Consider the following 18,427-nt stretch of genomic DNA (forward strand, 5'->3'; position numbering starts at 1 on the left):
TGCAATCCGACATCTCCCCGCAAGCGGGGAGAGGTTAAGTCCCGACTAACGATTGCCCGCGAACAACCGCCTACGACGCCAGATCGAGCTTGGAGGCGACGGTGGAATCCGCATTCAGGCGGTAGATGATGGGCACGCCGGTGGCGAGTTCGCGCTTCAGGATGCCTTCAGGCGACAGCTTCTCCAGCACCATGATCAGCGCGCGCAGCGAGTTGCCGTGCGCAGCGACCAGCGTGCGCTCGCCGCGCAGCACGCCGGGCAGGATCTCCTGGACGTAATAGGGCAGGGCGCGCGCCAGCGTATCCTTCAGGCTCTCGCCGCCGGGCGGCGGCACGTCATAGGAGCGGCGCCAGACGTGCACCTGCTCCTCGCCCCATTTCTTGCGGGCGTCGTCCTTGTTGAGGCCGGAGAGATCGCCATAGTCGCGCTCGTTGAGCGCTTGATCTTTGTATGTCTTGAGACCGTCCTGACCGAGCTCGGTGAGGATCATATCCAGCGTGTGCTGGGCGCGCTGCAGGACCGAGGTGAAGGCGACGTCGAACGTCAAACCCTGCGCCTTCAGCTTCCGCCCGGCTTCCTTGGCCTCGGCGACGCCGAGCTCGGTGAGATCAGGATCCTTCCAGCCGGTGAATAGATTTTTCAGATTCCACTCGCTCTGGCCGTGGCGCACCAGCACCAGGAGACGTTCGCTCATTGGCTCACTTCCGTCGACGTTAAAACTAGAAGAAATCTTTCAGGCCGAGCACATCGTCCATCGAATAATGGCCGGGCGGCTTGCCATGCGCCCACAGCGCCGCCTTCAGCGCGCCATGGGCAAAGATCATCCGATCCTCGGCGTGATGCGAGAGCACCAGCCGCTCGGAAGGACCTGCGAAGATCACGCTGTGGTCACCTGCCGCACTGCCGCCGCGCAGGGAGGCAAAGCCGATGTCACCGGTCTGCCGGGCACCGGTGAAGCCGTCGCGGCCCCGTGCGGAATGCTGATCCAGGTTGATGCCACGGCCCGCAGCCGCGGCCCGGCCGAGCATCAAGGCGGTGCCCGACGGTGCGTCGACCTTGGCCTTGTGATGCATCTCCAGGATCTCGATATCGAAGCTGTCGTCCAGCGACTGCGCCACGCGCTTGACCAGCGCGGCCAGCAGATTGACGCCGAGGCTCATATTGCCGGACTGCACGACCACGGCGCGCTTGGTGACGCTCTTGATCACGGCATCATCCGACGCCGAGAGCCCGGTGGTGCCGACGACATGAACGATGCCGCGCTCGGCCGCGATCGCGACGTTGGCGATGGTGGCGGCGGGCACCGTGAAATCGAGAATGCCGTCGGCCTGTTCCGACATTGCCCAGAGATCGGCGGAGAGCTTGATTCCGTTGGCGGGCAGGCCGGCAAGAACGCCGGCGTCCTTGCCGATCAGGTCGGAACCCGGTGCCTCCAAAGCGCCCGCCAGCACCGCGCCCTCAGCCTCGGCAATCGCGCGTACCAGCGCGCGGCCCATCCGGCCGCCGGCGCCAGCAACAATCAACCGCATCTTGGACATGCTATTTTCCTCGCTGCTAGAGGCTATAACCCGTGCCAGGCAGCGGCGGCAACCCGATCAGGGATAAGGTCAGGGCTGCGGCCCGTCATAACCCTCGATGATGACGAGATCGCCCTCGGAATGCGGGGCGCGAATCGCGACCAGACGCTGGTATTCGGGCGAATTGTAGCAGGCCAGCGCGGTCTCGTAGTCCTTGAACTCCAGCACGACATTGCGTGAACGCGAGGAGCCTTCCCGGGTTTCGTACTGTCCGCCCCTAACCAGAAACCTGGCACCGTATTTGTGGAATATCGCGCCGTTCTGGGCGACGTACTCCTTGTAGCCGTCCATGTTGTGCACGTCGATGCGGGCGATCCAATAGGCTTTGGCCATCTCGCTTCTCCTTTTGTTTATTGACCGAGCGCCTCGGCGATCTCGGCGTGAATGGCCTCGGCGGCCGCTTTTGGATCGGGCGCGCCAACGACCGGCCGGCCGACCACGAGATAATCGCTGCCGGCGGCGATTGCGCGCGCAGGCGTCATGACCCGCTTCTGGTCGCCCGTCGCCGCACCGGCGGGTCGGATGCCCGGCGTGACCAGCGCGAGTTGGTGGCCCACGACCCTGCGCAGAGCAGCCGCTTCCTCCGCGGAGCAGACCAGACCATCGACACCGAGCGACTGCGCCTGGCGGGCGCGCATCTCCACCAGCTCGGAGACGCCGAGCCGGTAGCCGGCCGCGCTGAGATCGGCCTCATCGTAGGAGGTCAGGACCGTCACGGCGAGAATCCGCAAAGCCGATCCCGTACGACCTTCGACGGCCGCTTTCATGGTCTGCGGATAAGCATGCACGGTGAGAAAGGTTGCGCCCGACTTGGCGATGCTTTCGACCCCGCGCGCAACCGTGTTGCCGATGTCGTGCAGCTTCAGGTCCACAAACACTTTCTTGCCGCCGGCAGCGAGCTTCGGCACCAGCGCCAGTCCGCCGGCAAAGGCGAGCTGGTAGCCGATCTTGTAGAAGCTCACGCTGTCACCAAGGCGGTCGATCATCGCTTCCGCCTCGCCTACCCCTGGCAGGTCGAGCGCGACGATCAGCCGGTCGCGCGGCGCAATCTGGCTTGCCATGTCATCTCACTTCATCTGCTGTGCAAACGCGATCAATTGCCGGACCAGGGCATCGAGCGCGTCGATATCTTGCGGCTGCTTCAGGCGGTCCGTCTCGTCATAGGCCTGATCGGCGAAGGACAGTGCAAGCTGGTTGGGGATTACGGTGGCATGACAGGCCGTCAGCACCAGCCGCAGCGTGGCCAGCGCCCGGCTGCCGCCGAGACGGCCTTCGGATGCCGCGGCAATGGCAAACGGCCGGGTCCGAAACACCTCGCCGCGGCGCTCCTGCGGCTCCTGGATCCGACTGACCCAGTCGATGGCGTTCTTCAACAGCGGTGGGATCGACGCGTTGTATTCGGGAGTGACGAGCAGGACGCCCTGATGCGCGCTGATCATGCGCTTGAGGTTCACGGCGTCCTTAGGAATCCCCGATGCCTGCTGCAGGTCCGCGTCGTAGATCGGCAGCGGAAAATCCCCGAGCGAAATCCGGGTCACATCGACGTCCGCCTGCGCGAACCGGTGGGCGGCCGCAGCGGCGAGCTTGACGTTGCGCGAGCCTGCTCGCGCCGAACCGGGGATGATGAGGATTTTCAGCGCGGCCATCAGGCCTTGCGATACACCCAGACGCGGGCCGGCGGAAGGTTCATCCAGATCCGCTCCGAGGCTTCGGTGGTCACGCCCGGCAAGGATTTCGGGATCGGGGGCACCACCGAATAAGTGAACTGAACGAACGGCGATCCCGGTCCCAAGGCCGCAAAGGCGTCGCGAATCAGCCTGAGCCGGGTGAGCATCGGCTTGGTCACCAGCGGCAGGCCGGAGACGATCGCCGACGCCGGCGCCGCGAGGACGTTCCAGAGCGTATCACGCAGCGTATAGGCGTCGCCCTGAACCACCCGTGCCTGCGGATAGCGGTCACGCAGCAGGGCGCAGAATCCGGGATTGTATTCCACCAGCACCAGGCGCTTCTGGTCGACGCCGTGCTCCACCAGCGCATTGGTGATCGCCCCGGTGCCGGGCCCGAGCTCGACCACAGGTCCTGACGCATGCGGATCGACGTACTGAGCCATCGTGCGCGCCAGAAAGCGGCCCGACGGCATCACTGCGCCCATATGAAGCGGCTTTTCGATCCAGGAGCGGAGAAACCGGACCTCGTCGTCCAAACGAAGAGGCTTTTTCGACGCACGCACGGACGATGGGAGAGGCATCTCAGTACCAGACGGGACCGCTTCTTCACGGCGATGTCAGAAAAGAGTCACAAAGACGTATAGATCGAAGGCGAGGTGGTCAAGCCGAACCGTAACGCTCGGCTAGGCGTCGTGGCTCCACGACCACAGCGCAAAATTGTCGATGGCGAGCGTCGTTGCAATGCACTCGCAACACACGCGAACAGCTGCGGTTTGAGGCCATCATCGCTTAAGTGGCACGCGTGCCGAAGAAATCCTTCACCTTGGCGAAGAAGCCGGCCGCCTCGGGGTGGGTTTCGCCGGACGACAGTTTCTCGAACTCGAGCAAGAGTTCCTGCTGCTTCTTGGTGAGGTTCTGTGGCGTCTCGACCACGACCTGGACATACATGTCGCCGGTCTGGCGCGAGCGCAGCACTGGCATGCCCTTCGCTGCGATGCGAAATCGACGGCCCGATTGGGTCCCGGCCGGGATCTTGACCTTGGTCTTGCCCTTTTCGATGGTCGGCACCTCGAACTCGCCGCCGAGCGCCGCGGTGATCATCGAGATCGGCACGCGGCAATGCAGATCGGCGCCGTCGCGCTGGAAAAACTCATGCGGCGTGAGCGACAGGAAGATGTAGAGATCGCCCGGCGGTCCGCCCCGGACGCCGGCTTCGCCCTCGCCCGCGAGTCTGATGCGCGTACCGTCCTCAACGCCTTGCGGAATATTGACCGACAGCGTGCGGTCGCGCGTGACGCGCCCGGAGCCCGAGCATGACGGGCAGGGGTCCTCGATCATCTGACCGCGGCCCTGGCAGCCCGGACAGGTCCGCTCCAGCGTAAAGAAGCCTTGGGCTTGGCGGACCCGGCCCGCGCCGCCGCACATGCCGCAGGTCTTCGGCTTGGTGCCGGCCTTGGCACCGGTTCCAGAGCAGGATTCGCAGGTGACCGACACTGGAATTTCGATCTGCGCGGTCTTGCCCTGGAACGCCTCTTCCAGCGTGATCTCCATGTTGTAGCGGAGATCGGCACCACGCTCACGGCCCGTGCCGCGGCGCTGTCCGGCCATGCCGAACAGGTCTTCGAAAATGTCGGAGAAGGACGAGGCGAAGCCGGCGCCGAAGCCGTGGGGTCCGCCCATTCCGCCCTGCTCGAAAGCGGCGTGGCCGTAGCGATCATAGGCCGCGCGCTTCTCGGCATCGCGCAAAACCTCGTAGGCCTCGTTGATCTCCTTGAATTTCACCTCGCTGGTGGCATCGCCCGGGTTTTTGTCCGGATGCCATTTCATGGCGAGCTTGCGGAAGGCAGCCTTGAGCTTACCCTCATCGGCATCGCGATCAACTTCCAGCGTTTCGTAGTAGCAGCGCTTGGTGGACATCAATCAAACCCGCCCGAAACTTCCTCAGGCCGAAGCGCTGTCGCAAAGCGCAGCCCCCGGTTCAATGAAAATGACCCCCATCCAACGAGACGCGGACTGCGCGCTCTTTGGCATGGGGGTCATGGCATCGCCTCTGCCTGGCTTTACGCAGATTTCTTCTTGTCGTCGTCGACCTCGGTGAATTCCGCGTCGACGACATCGTCCTTGGCTGCGTCGCGGGCCGCGTCGCTCTCGGCCTGCTGCTTGTACATTGCCTCACCAAGCTTCATGGAAGCCTGGGCCAGCGTGTTGGTCTTGGCCTTGATCGCCTCGGCATCGTCGCCCTTCAGCGCTTCCTTGAGATCGCTGACGGCATCCTCGATGGCGCGACGCTCGCTCTCGGCAACCTTCGAACCGTGCTCAGCCAGCGCCTTCTCGGTAGAATGCACCAGCGCATCCGCATGGTTCTTGGCGTCGACGGCCTCGCGGCGCTTCTTGTCCGCGGCGGCATTGGCTTCGGCGTCCTTGACCATCTTGTCGATGTCGGCTTCCGACAGACCGCCGGAGGCCTGGATCCGGATCTGCTGCTCCTTGGCCGTCGCCTTGTCCTTGGCCGACACGTTGACGATGCCGTTGGCGTCGATGTCGAACGTGACCTCGATCTGCGGCATGCCGCGCGGGGCCGGCGGAATGCCCATCAGGTCGAACTGGCCAAGCAGCTTGTTGTCCGCCGCCATCTCGCGCTCACCCTGGAAGACCCGGATGGTGACCGCGTTCTGGTTATCCTCGGCGGTCGAGAACACCTGACTCTTCTTGGTCGGAATCGTGGTGTTGCGGTCGATGATGCGGGTGAACACACCGCCCAGGGTTTCGATGCCCAGCGACAGCGGGGTCACGTCGAGCAGCAGCACGTCCTTGACGTCGCCCTGCAGCACGCCGGCCTGGATCGCCGCGCCGATCGCCACCACCTCGTCGGGGTTGACGCCCTTGTGCGGCTCCTTGCCGAAGAACTGCTTCACCATTTCCTGGATCTTCGGCATGCGGGTCATGCCGCCGACCAGAACCACTTCGCCGATCTCGCCGGCGGTGAGGCCGGCATCCTTCAGCGCCTTGCGGCACGGCTCGACCGTCTTCTCGATGAGGTCGGCGACCAACGCCTCGAACTTGGCGCGGGTCAGCTTCATCGTCAGGTGCTTCGGGCCGGACTGATCGGCCGTGATGAAGGGCAGGTTGATCTCGGTCTGCGTGGTCGACGACAGCTCGATCTTGGCCTTCTCAGCAGCCTCCTTCAGGCGCTGCAGCGCGAGCTTGTCGTTGCGCAGGTTGATGCCCTGCTCCTTCTGGAATTCGTCGGCCAGATAGTTGACCAGCCGCATGTCGAAATCTTCGCCACCGAGGAAGGTGTCGCCATTGGTCGATTTCACCTCGAACACGCCGTCGCCGATCTCCAGGATCGAGACGTCGAAGGTGCCGCCGCCGAGATCGTACACGGCGATGGTGCCGGTCTTGGTCTTGTCGAGGCCATAAGCGAGCGCCGCTGCGGTCGGCTCGTTGATGATGCGCAGCACTTCGAGGCCCGCGATCTTGCCGGCATCCTTGGTCGCCTGGCGCTGGGCGTCGTTGAAGTATGCGGGAACTGTGATGACGGCCTGATCGACCTTCTGGCCGAGATGGGCCTCCGCGGTCTCCTTCATCTTCTGCAGGATGAAGGCCGAAATCTGCGAGGGCGAATAGGTCTTGCCGTCGGCCTCGACCCAGGCGTCGCCGTTGCCGGCTTTGACGATCTTATAGGGAACGAGCTTCTTGTCCTTCTCGACCATCGGGTCGTCGTAGCGGCGGCCGATCAGGCGCTTCACGGCGAAGAAGGTGCGCTCGGGGTTGGTCACGGCCTGACGCTTGGCAGGCTGGCCGACCAGGCGCTCGCCATCATCGCTGAATGCGACGATCGAAGGCGTCGTGCGCATGCCCTCTGCGTTCTCGATGACTTTCGACGTCTTGCCGTCCATGACGGCCACGCACGAATTGGTGGTGCCGAGATCGATCCCGATGACCTTTCCCATGGTCTCATGTCCTTCTTTTTGCGGCAGGTTGGGAGGGGCCCTGACGGCGCCCCCATCCAAAACCCCCTCAGATCAAATGCTCGCGATATTGCGACGATGAGCCTCATATAGGAGGGGGGGACCGGCCCGCAAGGACTGAACCACCGTCTCCGCGATCGAAAAACCGAAGCTTTTGCGGACAATGAAGCGAGCGCGCACCGATCCGAACCTGGCCCCGTCAGGCCGGAGGGGCATCGACCGCCGTGGTTAGGAAATTCCAAACGCCGAACACCGTCGGTCGAGGAACTTCAAATCCCAGGCAAAAGCCTGTCGCCCCTCCCGCAAACCCGTTAAAAGCGTCGCGGTCCGGCAGGGGCCGACGACAGCCGGATGTCCGACGGTATACGGTAACGAGGCAGATGATTCATGGCGTTCTTCCGATTCCTCACTGCGGCCGTGCTGTTTGCGACCCTGCTGCGACCGGTCCTTGCGGCGGATGCGGTTTTTCCACCCGGCGTTCGGGTCGGGCTGGCGCCATTGGTCGGGCTCACCTTGGCCAAATCCTTTCCCGGCTTCGAGACTGAAGATCACAGCGTCAAGGTGCTGCTGACGGAGCTGCCCGCCGATGCCTATGGCGAGGTGAAGAACGCCTTCACCGCCAATCCCGGCGGCACCGGCGGCATCAAGCCGGAGAGCGTCGAGACGACAGCCGGCACCGGGTACTACACCGTCGAGAACGGCAAGGACGGCGCAACGCCGGTGCGCCGCTATTCCATGATTCTCGCCGGTGGCACCTTTTCAGGCTACGTCGCCGTGCAGATTCCTGAGACCGCAAGCAAGATCTACACCGATGATGCGGTTCGCCAGATGTTTGCCTCCGCCGCGGTCCGCAAGGAAGTTCCGGTCGACGAGCAGCTCTCGCTGATGCCCTTCAAGGTCACCGATCTGGCCAGCTTCAAGACGATCCGCACCCTGGCACCTGGCGCAGCGCTGATCCTTGCCGACGGCGACGAGGCCAAGGGCTTCGAGGCCGCGCCCTTCATGGTCGTCAGCCTGATTGCCGCAGCCCCCGCAGAACCCGGCGATCGCGCCCGCTTTGCGCAGCAGGCCGCAACGACGATTCCCGGGGTGCGTGATGCGCGCATCACCATGTCTGAGCCGATCCGCATCGATGGCCTGCCGGCCTATGAGACACGGATCGACGCGACCAGCGGCAAGGACAATACTGCTGTCACGGTGGTGCAGTGGCTGCGCTTTGGCGGCCCAAACACGTTGCGCGTCATCGGCAGCGCCCCGCGCGACCAATGGCCCGTCGCCTTCCCGCGCTTCCGGGCCGTGCGCGACGGTATCCAGCCCAAAGGGTAAGTATCCCCAGCGGAGCCGGGAGGCTTCCGTTGGCAGGGCTGGGCAAGCCCTGACTGGCATCGAGACCCCTAGGACTTGCGCGCCAGCGCGACGTACTGTGCCCCGAACGGAAGCCAGCCGAGCATCCCTTCAATGGGCCGCAGCCAGGCAAGCGCGCGCGGGAAAAACAGGCTGTACTGAACTTGCGGCGAACTCCAGCCCGAGGCCTGCAGGCGCCTCGCCAGATCGCGCGGGAACACCAGCCTTGCGTTCTCATCGAACGGGCAGGTGTTCACGGCATGAACCGTGAGCGGATTCAGCGGATTGTGCTCGAAGACAGCGATCAAGCCGCCCTGCCGCGTGATCCGATGCAGCTCCCGCAGCCACGCGACGTGCTCGTCGTGGGGGATATGGTGGAACACGCATGCGGAAAACACCACGTCGAATCTGCCGGATTCGCACGGAATGCGGTCCTTCTCGATCAGCATGCTCTCGCCGGCGTCGGGATAACGCTGCTTTCCGAGCGCGAGACTCCGTTCCGATACATCGGACGAGGTCAATGCCGCTTCCGGAAAGAACCGCAGGAAGAAGGGAATTGAATTGCCAATTCCCGATCCGAAATCGCAGATCTGCGACACCTTGAGCTGATTGCGATCGACGATCTGCCTGAGACACTTGATCTTGTATTCCGCGAAATACTCCGGGCCTTCTCCGGACACCGCGATGTTCGCACGGTGCTGTTCGTCGTAGGCATCGGCGAAGCGGTCAAATTCAGCCTTATCCATCGTCCGCGGTCCAGTCTCTGAAACGGCGCCCGGGGAGGGCAAGCCAGCGCTCAAATCTTCCCCTCTAGATAGCCCGCAATATTTAACCGGAGGTCTGCATTGGCGCGGGCGCCCCCGCCGGCACCTCCCGAGGAGCCGCCCGAATCATGCCCGGCCGGCCTGGAAATTGGCGAACAATTAACCAGCCGTCGTCGACTATCCCGATATCGCGCCATAACCCCATCGCGGTCGCATGAGGCCTCCGATTTGACAGAACAGCTGGACGAGATGCCGCGCCCGGGAAAGATGTTCGTCTCGATCGTTGTGCCCTGCTACAACGAAGAAGAGAGCTTGCGCGAATTTCACCGTCAGACGACGGCTGCCGCACGCGCGCTGTGCGGCCAGAAGTTCGAACTGATTCTGGTCGATGACGGCTCGACCGACGGCACCTGGAAGCTCATCAACGAGTTGCTCGCAGAGGACCGCAACGTCGTTGCCGTCCGGTTGGCGCGAAACCATGGCCATCAACTGGCGCTCACGGCTGGACTTTCCACCGTGCGCGGCGATCTGGTGCTGGTGATCGACGCCGATCTGCAGGATCCTCCGGAACTGCTGACGCCGATGTACGAGATGATGGTGCAGGAAGGCGCCGACGTCGTCTACGGTCTGCGACGAAGCCGCGCCGGTGAGACCCGCTTCAAGAAATGGTCGGCCGAGACCTTCTACCGTCTGCTCGCCAGGATCACGCGGGTCCATATTCCCGTCGACACCGGAGATTTCCGGTTGATGAGCCGTCGCATCTCGGACCAGCTGGTCCAGATGCCGGAGCACGATCGCTTCATCCGCGGGATGGTAGCCTGGCTCGGCTATAAGCAGGTCGCCTACGAATACGACCGCAAACCGCGGTTCGCCGGCAGCACCAAATACCCGCTGTTGAAAATGATCAGCTTTGCCGCCGACGCTCTGATCAGCTTCTCGATGGTGCCGTTGCGGATCGCGACCTACATTGGTGCGCTGCTGACGACCGGGCTCACCTTCGTCGGCATTGCTGCGGTGATCAGCTGGATTTTCTCCGGCACCGTTCCCGGATGGACCAGCTTGACGCTGCTGGTGGTGATGATCTCCTCTGTTCAGCTTCTGGTGCTTGGCCTGATCGGTGAATATGTCGGCCGGATCTACATCCAATCAAAGAATAGACCGTTGTTTCTGATCTCGCAGATTCACCGGCGCGGCCGCCTGCCGCAACTGTCGGCCGATTCGCGAGACGACACGGAGAAGACGCAGCTCAAGACATTGCTGGCGCAATCGGGACCCGAGCTGCGCCGTTACGAGGAGGCATCCTCGTGAAGGCGATGCTGAAGCATCCGGTCCTGTATCAGGCCTACCAGAACGCCGGCGGGTTCTTCGGTGCGCGGATCAAGGCGATCAGGGACTATTTGACCCTGCGCCCAGATATGCGGATCATCGATATCGGATGCGGACCCGGCTATATTCTCCGCCATCTGCCCGAAGGCATCGACTACACGGGGTTCGATGTCGACGAGACCTACGTTGCGTATGCTCGACGATCGTTCGGACATCTCGGCGCGTTCCATTGCCGCCACTTCGACGCAGCCGCGGCACAGGAGTTCGCTGGCGCTGATGTCGTCATGATGAATGGGGTCCTGCACCACATTTCCGATGACGAACTGAAAACCACGCTCGCCGCTATCCGCGAGGTGCTCGCAGATGATGGCGTTCTCTTCACCCTCGACGGTTGCTATTGCGAAGGACAGTCGCGCATTGCGAAATGGCTCCTTGACAACGATCGCGGCAACTTCATCCGCGACCGCAATGGCTACTACCACCTGCTTCGCAGCGCCTTCCCACAAGTGAACCTGGTCATTCGCGACAATTACTCTCGCGTGCCCTATACGTTCGCGATCGGCGTCTCGCAGAAATAATCATTCCGTCCGTTCCAGGATGTCGATCCCTTCGACCGACCCTACCAGCCGATAGGGTCTGAGCAGCAGCAGCAGTTCGGCGTCGGCGCGGACCCAATCGCCCCACCCGTCCCGTAGATTGTCGACCAGCACGAGATCGGGCGGCAACTTCTTGAAATCCTCGATCAGCCAGCTGCGCTCCAGCGCCAGATACTCGTTCAGTCTGGCATCGGTCGGCGCATCGACCGAGGTTCTTTCGCGCGTCAGCCGCACGAACTCGCGAAGCCACAAATTTTCCTGCCGTGAAACCCACACACCACCGATGTCGCGCACCAGCGGATGTCCGATCGCCGCCTCGCCGCTCAGGACCAACAACCGCGGATGTGGCTTGAGCCGCGCGACCGCCTCCAGCACCGGACCGATATGGACCTGCGTGTTGAACCATTGCAGGCCGAGGACGAAGGATGCCGTTAGAATGATCGTCGTCGCCGGGCGTGACAGACGAAGCGGCGCGCCCGCAGCGGCCTTGCTCATCACGGCGTAGCCCATGGCGAGCATCGCAAGCGCGACCATGGGATACGAATGATAGGACCAACCGCGCCGCTGCAGGTAAAAGGAGATCGCAAATCCGACGGACGCAACAATTGCGGCGAGTAACAGTCCGTCCAACCGGCCTCGGTGCATTGTCACAGCGACAAATGCGAGCGCAACGACGAGGAGAAGTGTCGCCGTATTCAGAAAGATGACGGACGGCGACATCGACCACGACAGGTAGGTGTCGCGAACCAGCGGATAGGTGAGGGTGAAATATTCGGGATAGAGCAGATACGTCCCGGTACTCACGACAAGCACGATCGCGCCGGCAATGAAGTTTTCGGGCGCAAATACGAGACGCCAATCGTGCGACCGAATGACGCCCGCCAAGATGCAGAGGACCGCCGGAAACGTGAAAAACGGCTTGAACGCGAGGGTGATTCCGACGCCGACGCCGGCAATGATGACGGCCCAGGCTGGTACCGGATCACGATTGCTGCGCAACGCATACACGGCGAGCGCCGGCAGGAAGGTGAGCGTCGCGATGTGCTCGCGCTGGCCGAAGACGTGCATCGGCAGGATTGTCACGACGGCCGCAGCCCAGATCGAAAACAGCGCCCAGTTGACCTGGGCCCGCGACAGCGGCGACAGCAGAATGATGCGTGACGTCGCGAACAGCGAAGCCGCCGCGAGCAACAGAAGCTGCGCATCAATGATATGTCGCGGATCGACATGGAGCGCGCGGCCCAGCGCGACGCCGGGCAGATAGGCGAAGGCCGCCATCGGCGGATTGATCTCAACGATATCGCGGTAGAGTTGCTGGCCGTCCAGCATGCGTTCGCCGACCACCAGGAGCCAGCTCACGTCGGTATTCAAGGGAACGACCTGTCGCATCAGGATCGCGAGGACGAACACAGCGCCGATCAAGAACCACGGCGTCCATACCAGCCGTTCGCGACCAGCCTGAGCCAGCGCGTGGCGGGATGCGGCTTCAATTTCCGAGCTCATGGATCGGTCCTTCAAGGGGATCGTCCCGCGCTGGTGTCCCGACTCTGACCTTCGTATCGGTTCGCCGCTGGTCCGCTTATGAACCCAGAGCCGAAGGATACGAGCAGAATCAAGTCGCTAACGCGGCTTTGGATCTGACATTCGCCTGGATCAGGCGCTGCGTACCGAAGCGAATGTCAGATCCGCAACCCTAGCGGGGGTTGGTTAAAGCGTGATTTTGGATGCGGCGGCCGGCGACGTCGGCACGGTAAAAATTCACGGAACGAAGCCGCTGGCCAACCAGCCGGATCGAGCGCGCTGCAGCCGGCGCTGACGCCAAATCAAACTTTACGCTCCCGTGTGAAGCTGGTTTGCTGTCGCTTTCCAACGAGAGGGGAGCGCCATGTTGGACCGACGGCAGATTGTTCGGGGTCTTGGGATTTCCGCGCTTGCGACGCTCGCCGCTGACAAGGTATGGGCGGCGGACGCGATCAAGCCGGATGATGCGTCAGTGCTGCTGGTGATCGACGTGCAGAACTGTTTCCTGCCCGGCGGCAGCCTCGCGGTCAAGGACGGCGAACAGGTGGTCCCGGTGATCAACCGGATCGCCAAGGCGTTCACGAACGTGGTGATGACGCAGGACTGGCATACGCCGGCCCACATTTCATTTGCATCGACGCATTCCGGCAAGAAGCCGTTCGAGGTGATCGATCTCGCCTATGGCAAGCAGGTGCTGTGGCCGGACCATTGCGTGCAAGGCACCGACGGCGCCGCGCTATCGAAGGACCTCGCGATCCCGCAGGCCGAGCTCGTCATCCGCAAGGGCTACCACAACGACGTCGACAGCTATTCGGCATTCACGGAGGCGGATGGAAAGACCACCACTGGCTTGGCCGCCTATTTGAAGGCGCGCGGCATCACCACTGTCTTCGTGGCGGGCCTTGCGACAGATTTCTGCGTGGCCTGGACCGCGCTCGATGCGCGGAAGGCGGGCTTTACGACCTACGTCGTGGAAGACGCGTGCCGCGGGATCGACACCCAGGGTTCGCTCGCCAAGGCCTGGGCCGATATGGCGGAGGCGGGCGTCAAACGCATCCAATCCGCCGATATCGCGGCCTGAAACGCCGCCGAGCTGATCTCGATAAGAAAAGGGCCACGGACGATATCCGTGACCCTTTCAAATCTTCGCCGTGTGCGCCGAGACTAGAACGCGCTGTTCGATTCGTCCGTGCTTGCCGCGCTGGGAGCAGCTTTCGGTCCGCCTTTGGACACGCCGACCAGCGCCGGCCGCAGCACGCGCTCGCCGATCGTATAGCCGGACTGAACCACCTGAACGACCGTGCCTGACGGCACCGACGGATCGGGGACCTCGTACATCGCCTGATGAAAGTTCGGATCGAACTTCTGGCCCGACGGATCAAGCCGCTTCACGCCGTTCTTCTCCAGCGTGTTGTGCAGCGAACGCTCGGTGAGCTCGACACCTTCGATCAGCGCCTTCAGGCCGGGATCGGCTGCGGCGCGGGCTTCCGCCGGCACCGCATCGAGCGCGCGCTGCAGGTTGTCGGCGATATCGAGCACGTCGCGGGCAAAGCCGGTGATGCCGTACATACGAGCATCAGCCACTTCGCGCGCGGTGCGCTTGCGCAGATTTTCCATCTCCGCCAGCGTGCGCAGCATCTTGTCCCGCGCCTCGGCGGCCTCCTTGGCCAATGCCTCGGCCGATCCCGGCTCGGGATCGTCGGGCATCACATAGGGCTTGGAGACGACGGGTTCGCTGGCCTGCCCCGGGTTCGCCGGATCATTGTTCTGCAGGTCGGGATCGGTCATGGACAGACTTCTCGCAAAATCAACAGGAAGGGAGGTGTGCTGGCCGGGATATCGTGCTTTGGGCACCGAAAATCAAGCACAGCATGATCCCCACCGGCGAAAGGCCGGCAGGTTTGGTACATTGTTGCCCGCGATCAGCCACCGAGCAGCCGGCTGACCAGACGCGCGGCGTAGTCGACCGTCGGGATCACCCGCGCGTAATTCAGACGCGTCGGACCGATCACGCCGAGCACTCCGACGATGCGACCTGTCGCATCAGTATATGGCGCGGCGATGGTCGAAGATCCCGACAGCGAAAACAGCTTGTTTTCCGAGCCGATGAAGATACGGACCCCATCTGCATGTTCGGCGCGTCCGAGCAGGTCGATCACACCGCGCTTGGTTTCGAGATCATCGAACAACCGGCGCACCCGCTCGAGATCGTCGAGCGCGTGCAGGTCCTCCAGGAGATTGGCGTGGCCCCGAACGATCAGCTGCCTGTCGTCATGGTCGCCGCCCGACCAGCTCGCAAATCCGGCGGCGATCACCTTTTGGGTCAGTTCATCAAGGTCGGCACGGTCCTGCGCCAGTGCGGTCTCGAGCTCCAACCGCGCCTCGGCCAGCGTCCGCCCCCTGATCCGCGCATTGAGGAAATTCGAGGCTTCGGTCAACGCGGAGGACGGAACCCCAGGCGGTAAGGCCAGCACGCGGTTCTCGACCTGGCCGTCTTCGCCGACCAGCACCACCAGCGCCCGTTCCGGCTCCAGGCGGACGAATTCAATGTGTTTCAGCCGCGAATTGGACTTGGCCGTGAGCACCACGGCGGCGGCCCGCGTCAGACCGGAGAGCCGGGTCAGCGCCTCGTCCAGCGCCGCCTCCACCGATTGAGCCCGGCCCACGGATGCCAGCTGGCTCTGGATCGATTGCCGCTCGGCTTCGGTCATGTCGCCGACCTGCATCAGCGCATCGACGAAAAAGCGCAGTCCGAGCTCGGTCGGCAGCCGGCCGGCGGAGGTATGGGGGGCAAAGATCAGGCCGAGCTGCTCGAGATCGGCCATGACGTTCCGGACCGAGGCCGGCGACAATGGAACCGCTATCAGGCGGGAGATGTTGCGCGAGCCGACCGGCTCGCCGGTCGCCAGGTAACTCTCGACGATCTGCCGGAAAATCTCCCGCGAGCGCTCGTTGAGCTGCGCAAGCCCGGCCGGCGGCGTCATCAGGTTGATCGGATCGTGCTGGGCCACCAAATACTCCCTCTCAACTGCCCATAATTTGTCCATGCGGCAGCCCGGTGGCAAGCGGTTGGGCGGCGCGATTAAAGCCTTGCCGGTCCCGTTTGCCCCTCCTACAAGGCCCGGGCATTCCGACATTCCCCTGCTTCGGAGGATTTCCATGCGGCCGAGCCGCCGTGCACCGGACGAACTGCGCACCGTCAGCCTGGAACGCGGCGTGGTCAAATATGCCGAAGGGTCCTGCCTGGTGAAGTTCGGCGACACCCACGTGCTGGTCACCGCGACGCTGGAGGATCGGCTGCCGCCTTGGCTGAAGGGGCAGGGTCGCGGCTGGGTCACGGCTGAATATGGCATGCTGCCGCGGGCGACCCTGGAGCGGACCCGGCGCGAGGCCTCGGCCGGCAAGCAGAACGGCCGTACGGTCGAGATTCAGCGCCTGATCGGCCGCTCCTTGCGAACCGCCATCGATCTCGAGGCGCTCGGCGAGCGCCAGATCACGGTCGATTGCGACGTGTTGCAGGCCGATGGCGGGACCCGAACCGCCTCCATCACCGGCGCCTGGGTCGCGCTCGCCGACTGCGTGAAATGGATGAAAACCCGCAATATGCTTAAAGCCGAGGTGCTGCGCGCCAATGTCGCTGCGATCTCCTGCGGCATCTATAACGGCACACCGGTGCTCGACCTCGATTATGCCGAGGATTCCGAGGCCGAGACCGACGCGAATTTCGTCATGACCGGCGACGGTCGGATCATCGAGGTGCAGGGCACGGCCGAGAAGACCCCATTCACCGAAGCGGAATTCCTGTCGCTGATGGCGCTGGCGCGCAAGGGCGTGGCGCGGCTGGTCGACCTGCAGAAGCTCGCGGTGGCATAAGCAAGATGCACCGCCAAATCGAAGGCCGTCTGGTCATCGCCACCCACAATCCCGGCAAGCTCGTCGAGATGCGCGAGCTGTTGGCGCCGCATGGGGTGGAGGCCGTCTCGGCCGGCGAGCTCGGGCTCGGCGAACCGGACGAGACCGGCGAGACCTTCGAGACCAATGCGCGGATCAAGGCGGTCGCGGCCGCAAACGCCGCGCAGCTGCCGGCCTTCGCCGATGATTCCGGCATCGTGGTCGAGGCGCTGGACGGCGCACCCGGCATCTACTCCGCGCGATGGGCAGGACCGGGCAAGGACTTCACCGCCGCGATGACCCGGATCGAACGGCTGCTGCAGGAACGGGGCGCGACCTCGCCGGAACAGCGCCGCGCGCATTTCGTCTCCGCGCTCTGCGTAGCCTGGCCCGACGGCCATATCGAAGAGGTCGAGGCGCGCGTCGACGGCATCCTGGTCTGGCCGCCGCGCGGCACCGCCGGCTTCGGCTACGATCCGATGTTTCAGCCCGATGGCCATGACAGGACGTTTGGCGAGATGACGGCGGTCGAGAAGCACGGCTTGCCGCCGCTCGGGCTCGGCCTGTCGCACCGGGCCCGCGCCTTCGTGAAACTTTCGGAGATTTGCCTTGATCGGCGCTGACGCATCCGCATTCGGCGTCTATGTGCATTGGCCATTCTGCCTGTCGAAATGTCCCTATTGCGACTTCAACAGCCATGTCCGGCACGTCGCCATCGACCAGGAGCGGTTCGCGCGCGCCTTTGCGCGCGAGATCGAGACCACGGCCGCGCGCATCGGACCGCGCGATGTCACCTCGATCTTCCTCGGCGGCGGCACACCATCGCTGATGCAGCCGCAGACGGTCGGCGCGATTCTCGAAGCCATCGGCAAGCATTGGCGCGTTGCCGACGATGTCGAGGTGACGCTGGAGGCAAACCCGACCAGCGTCGAAGCCACGCGCTTTGCCGGCTATCGCGCGGCCGGAGTGAACCGCGTCTCGCTCGGCGTGCAGGCGCTCGACGATCCATCGCTGAAAATGCTGGGCCGTTTACACACAGCTGACGAGGCGATGAAGGCGGTCGCGATCGCCCGCTCGGCCTTTGATCGTTATTCTTTCGACCTGATCTATGCGCGTCCCGATCAGACGCCGCAAATGTGGTCGGAGGAGCTGGAGCGTGCGATCGGTGAAGCAGCCGAACACCTGTCGCTCTATCAGCTCACGATCGAAGAGGGCACGCCGTTCTTCGGCCTGCATGCCGCCGGCAAGCTGAGAACCCCCGACGAGGGATTGGCGCGCGCACTTTATGACGTGACGCAGGAGATCTGCAGCCGGCATGGCCTGCCGGCCTATGAGATCTCCAACCACGCCCGGCCAGGCGCGGAATGCCGGCACAATCTGGTCTATTGGCGCGGCCAGGAATATGCCGGCATCGGACCCGGCGCGCACGGGCGCCTGGACATCAACGGCGTCAGATACGCGACAGCGACCGACAAGCGGCCGGAAGCCTGGCTGATGCGGGTCGAAGCCAACGGCCACGGCGTCATGACCGATGACACGCTCAACCGCGAGGAACGCGCCGACGAATTTCTGCTGATGGGGCTGCGGCTCGCCGAGGGCATCGACCCCAAGCGCTATGCTGCGATCTCAGGCCGCGCGCTCGATCCGCGCCGGATTGCGCTGCTGCGCGAGGAGGGCGCCATCATGGTCGATGCCGACGGCCGGCTGCGCGTGACGCAGGAGGGTTTCCCCGTGCTCGACGCGGTCGTGGCCGATCTCGCCGCCTGA

General features: G+C 63.7%; 19 protein-coding genes. 7 read left to right on the forward strand and 12 right to left on the reverse strand.

The window, feature by feature from the left end; all coding sequences use genetic code 11:
- Positions 1 to 70: 70 nt before the first annotated feature.
- From ACQR1W_RS10455 to dnaK, 8 genes are all read right to left on the reverse strand, one after another.
- The gene (locus ACQR1W_RS10455; RefSeq protein WP_434850702.1) at positions 71 to 694 is read right to left on the reverse strand and encodes a 2,3-bisphosphoglycerate-dependent phosphoglycerate mutase; all 624 of its coding nucleotides are present in this window, start codon (positions 692 to 694) and stop codon (positions 71 to 73) included.
- 25 nt (positions 695 to 719) lie between these two features.
- A complete protein-coding gene (gene dapB / locus ACQR1W_RS10460) occupies positions 720 to 1,538 on the reverse strand; it encodes a 4-hydroxy-tetrahydrodipicolinate reductase (protein ID WP_434850703.1) in 819 nt (272 codons plus the stop codon).
- Between the two features lie 69 nt (positions 1,539 to 1,607).
- The gene (locus tag ACQR1W_RS10465; protein WP_434850704.1) at positions 1,608 to 1,910 is read right to left on the reverse strand and encodes a DUF1330 domain-containing protein; all 303 of its coding nucleotides are present in this window, start codon (positions 1,908 to 1,910) and stop codon (positions 1,608 to 1,610) included.
- Between the two features lie 17 nt (positions 1,911 to 1,927).
- Positions 1,928 to 2,638 (reverse strand): orotidine-5'-phosphate decarboxylase, encoded by a 711-nt coding sequence (gene pyrF, locus ACQR1W_RS10470; RefSeq protein ID WP_434850705.1) that lies wholly within the window; start codon positions 2,636 to 2,638, stop codon positions 1,928 to 1,930.
- Positions 2,639 to 2,644: 6 nt separating this feature from the next.
- Entirely contained in the window at positions 2,645 to 3,223 is a 579-nt protein-coding gene (locus ACQR1W_RS10475; RefSeq protein WP_434850706.1) for an NADPH-dependent FMN reductase, read from the reverse strand.
- Positions 3,223 to 3,825, reverse strand: coding sequence for a class I SAM-dependent methyltransferase (locus tag ACQR1W_RS10480; protein ID WP_035981378.1), 603 nt, complete (start codon positions 3,823 to 3,825; stop codon positions 3,223 to 3,225). The genes ACQR1W_RS10475 and ACQR1W_RS10480 overlap by 1 nt, the downstream gene beginning before the upstream one ends.
- 208 nt (positions 3,826 to 4,033) lie before the next feature.
- Positions 4,034 to 5,161, reverse strand: a complete 1,128-nt coding sequence (gene dnaJ / locus ACQR1W_RS10485) for a molecular chaperone DnaJ (RefSeq protein WP_008968886.1) — start codon at positions 5,159 to 5,161, stop codon at positions 4,034 to 4,036.
- Positions 5,162 to 5,304: 143 nt separating this feature from the next.
- Positions 5,305 to 7,200 carry a molecular chaperone DnaK gene (gene dnaK / locus ACQR1W_RS10490; RefSeq protein ID WP_008968887.1) on the reverse strand — a complete coding sequence of 632 codons (1,896 nt, stop codon included), beginning with the start codon at positions 7,198 to 7,200 and terminating at the stop codon, positions 5,305 to 5,307.
- Positions 7,201 to 7,605: 405 nt separating this feature from the next.
- Between dnaK and ACQR1W_RS10495 the strand changes: the two genes are divergently transcribed.
- Positions 7,606 to 8,544, forward strand: coding sequence for a hypothetical protein (locus tag ACQR1W_RS10495; RefSeq protein ID WP_434850707.1), 939 nt, complete (start codon positions 7,606 to 7,608; stop codon positions 8,542 to 8,544).
- Positions 8,545 to 8,612: 68 nt separating this feature from the next.
- Here the strand turns inward: ACQR1W_RS10495 and ACQR1W_RS10500 are convergent, their stop codons facing one another.
- On the reverse strand, positions 8,613 to 9,308 hold the full coding sequence (locus ACQR1W_RS10500; RefSeq protein ID WP_434850708.1) for a class I SAM-dependent methyltransferase: 696 nt from the start codon (positions 9,306 to 9,308) through the stop codon (positions 8,613 to 8,615).
- A gap of 285 nt (positions 9,309 to 9,593) precedes the next feature.
- Here ACQR1W_RS10500 and ACQR1W_RS10505 point away from each other — a divergent pair, with 285 nt between their 5' ends.
- Positions 9,594 to 10,634, forward strand: a complete 1,041-nt coding sequence (locus ACQR1W_RS10505) for a glycosyltransferase family 2 protein (protein ID WP_434851137.1) — start codon at positions 9,594 to 9,596, stop codon at positions 10,632 to 10,634.
- 5 nt (positions 10,635 to 10,639) lie between these two features.
- Entirely contained in the window at positions 10,640 to 11,230 is a 591-nt protein-coding gene (locus tag ACQR1W_RS10510; RefSeq protein WP_434851138.1) for a class I SAM-dependent methyltransferase, read from the forward strand.
- Here ACQR1W_RS10510 and ACQR1W_RS10515 read toward each other — a convergent pair whose 3' ends face one another.
- Positions 11,231 to 12,751: a hypothetical protein gene (locus ACQR1W_RS10515; protein WP_434850709.1), complete on the reverse strand. Its 1,521-nt coding sequence runs from the start codon at positions 12,749 to 12,751 to the stop codon at positions 11,231 to 11,233.
- A gap of 382 nt (positions 12,752 to 13,133) precedes the next feature.
- On the opposite strand from ACQR1W_RS10515, the gene pncA reads away from it, so the two are divergent.
- A complete protein-coding gene (gene pncA, locus ACQR1W_RS10520; protein WP_434850710.1) occupies positions 13,134 to 13,850 on the forward strand; it encodes a bifunctional nicotinamidase/pyrazinamidase in 717 nt (238 codons plus the stop codon).
- Positions 13,851 to 13,933: 83 nt separating this feature from the next.
- On the opposite strand, the gene grpE is transcribed toward pncA, so the two are convergent.
- Both grpE and hrcA read right to left on the reverse strand, forming a co-directional pair.
- Complete coding sequence (gene grpE, locus ACQR1W_RS10525) at positions 13,934 to 14,557, reverse strand: nucleotide exchange factor GrpE (protein WP_434850711.1); 624 nt, start codon at positions 14,555 to 14,557, stop codon at positions 13,934 to 13,936.
- Between the two features lie 134 nt (positions 14,558 to 14,691).
- Positions 14,692 to 15,780 (reverse strand): heat-inducible transcriptional repressor HrcA, encoded by a 1,089-nt coding sequence (gene hrcA, locus ACQR1W_RS10530; RefSeq protein WP_434850712.1) that lies wholly within the window; start codon positions 15,778 to 15,780, stop codon positions 14,692 to 14,694.
- 148 nt (positions 15,781 to 15,928) lie between these two features.
- Here hrcA and rph point away from each other — a divergent pair, with 148 nt between their 5' ends.
- From rph to hemW, 3 genes are read left to right on the forward strand one after another with little or no spacing between them, the layout of a single operon-like run.
- Positions 15,929 to 16,642 (forward strand): ribonuclease PH, encoded by a 714-nt coding sequence (gene rph, locus ACQR1W_RS10535; protein ID WP_008970660.1) that lies wholly within the window; start codon positions 15,929 to 15,931, stop codon positions 16,640 to 16,642.
- 5 nt (positions 16,643 to 16,647) lie between these two features.
- A complete protein-coding gene (gene rdgB / locus ACQR1W_RS10540; RefSeq protein WP_434850713.1) occupies positions 16,648 to 17,283 on the forward strand; it encodes an RdgB/HAM1 family non-canonical purine NTP pyrophosphatase in 636 nt (211 codons plus the stop codon).
- Positions 17,270 to 18,427, forward strand: a complete 1,158-nt coding sequence (gene hemW / locus ACQR1W_RS10545; RefSeq protein ID WP_434850714.1) for a radical SAM family heme chaperone HemW — start codon at positions 17,270 to 17,272, stop codon at positions 18,425 to 18,427. Before rdgB ends, hemW begins: the two co-directional genes overlap by 14 nt.

It is taken from the genome of Bradyrhizobium sp. HKCCYLS1011 (assembly GCF_051167795.1).
GTDB lineage: Bacteria > Pseudomonadota > Alphaproteobacteria > Rhizobiales > Xanthobacteraceae > Bradyrhizobium.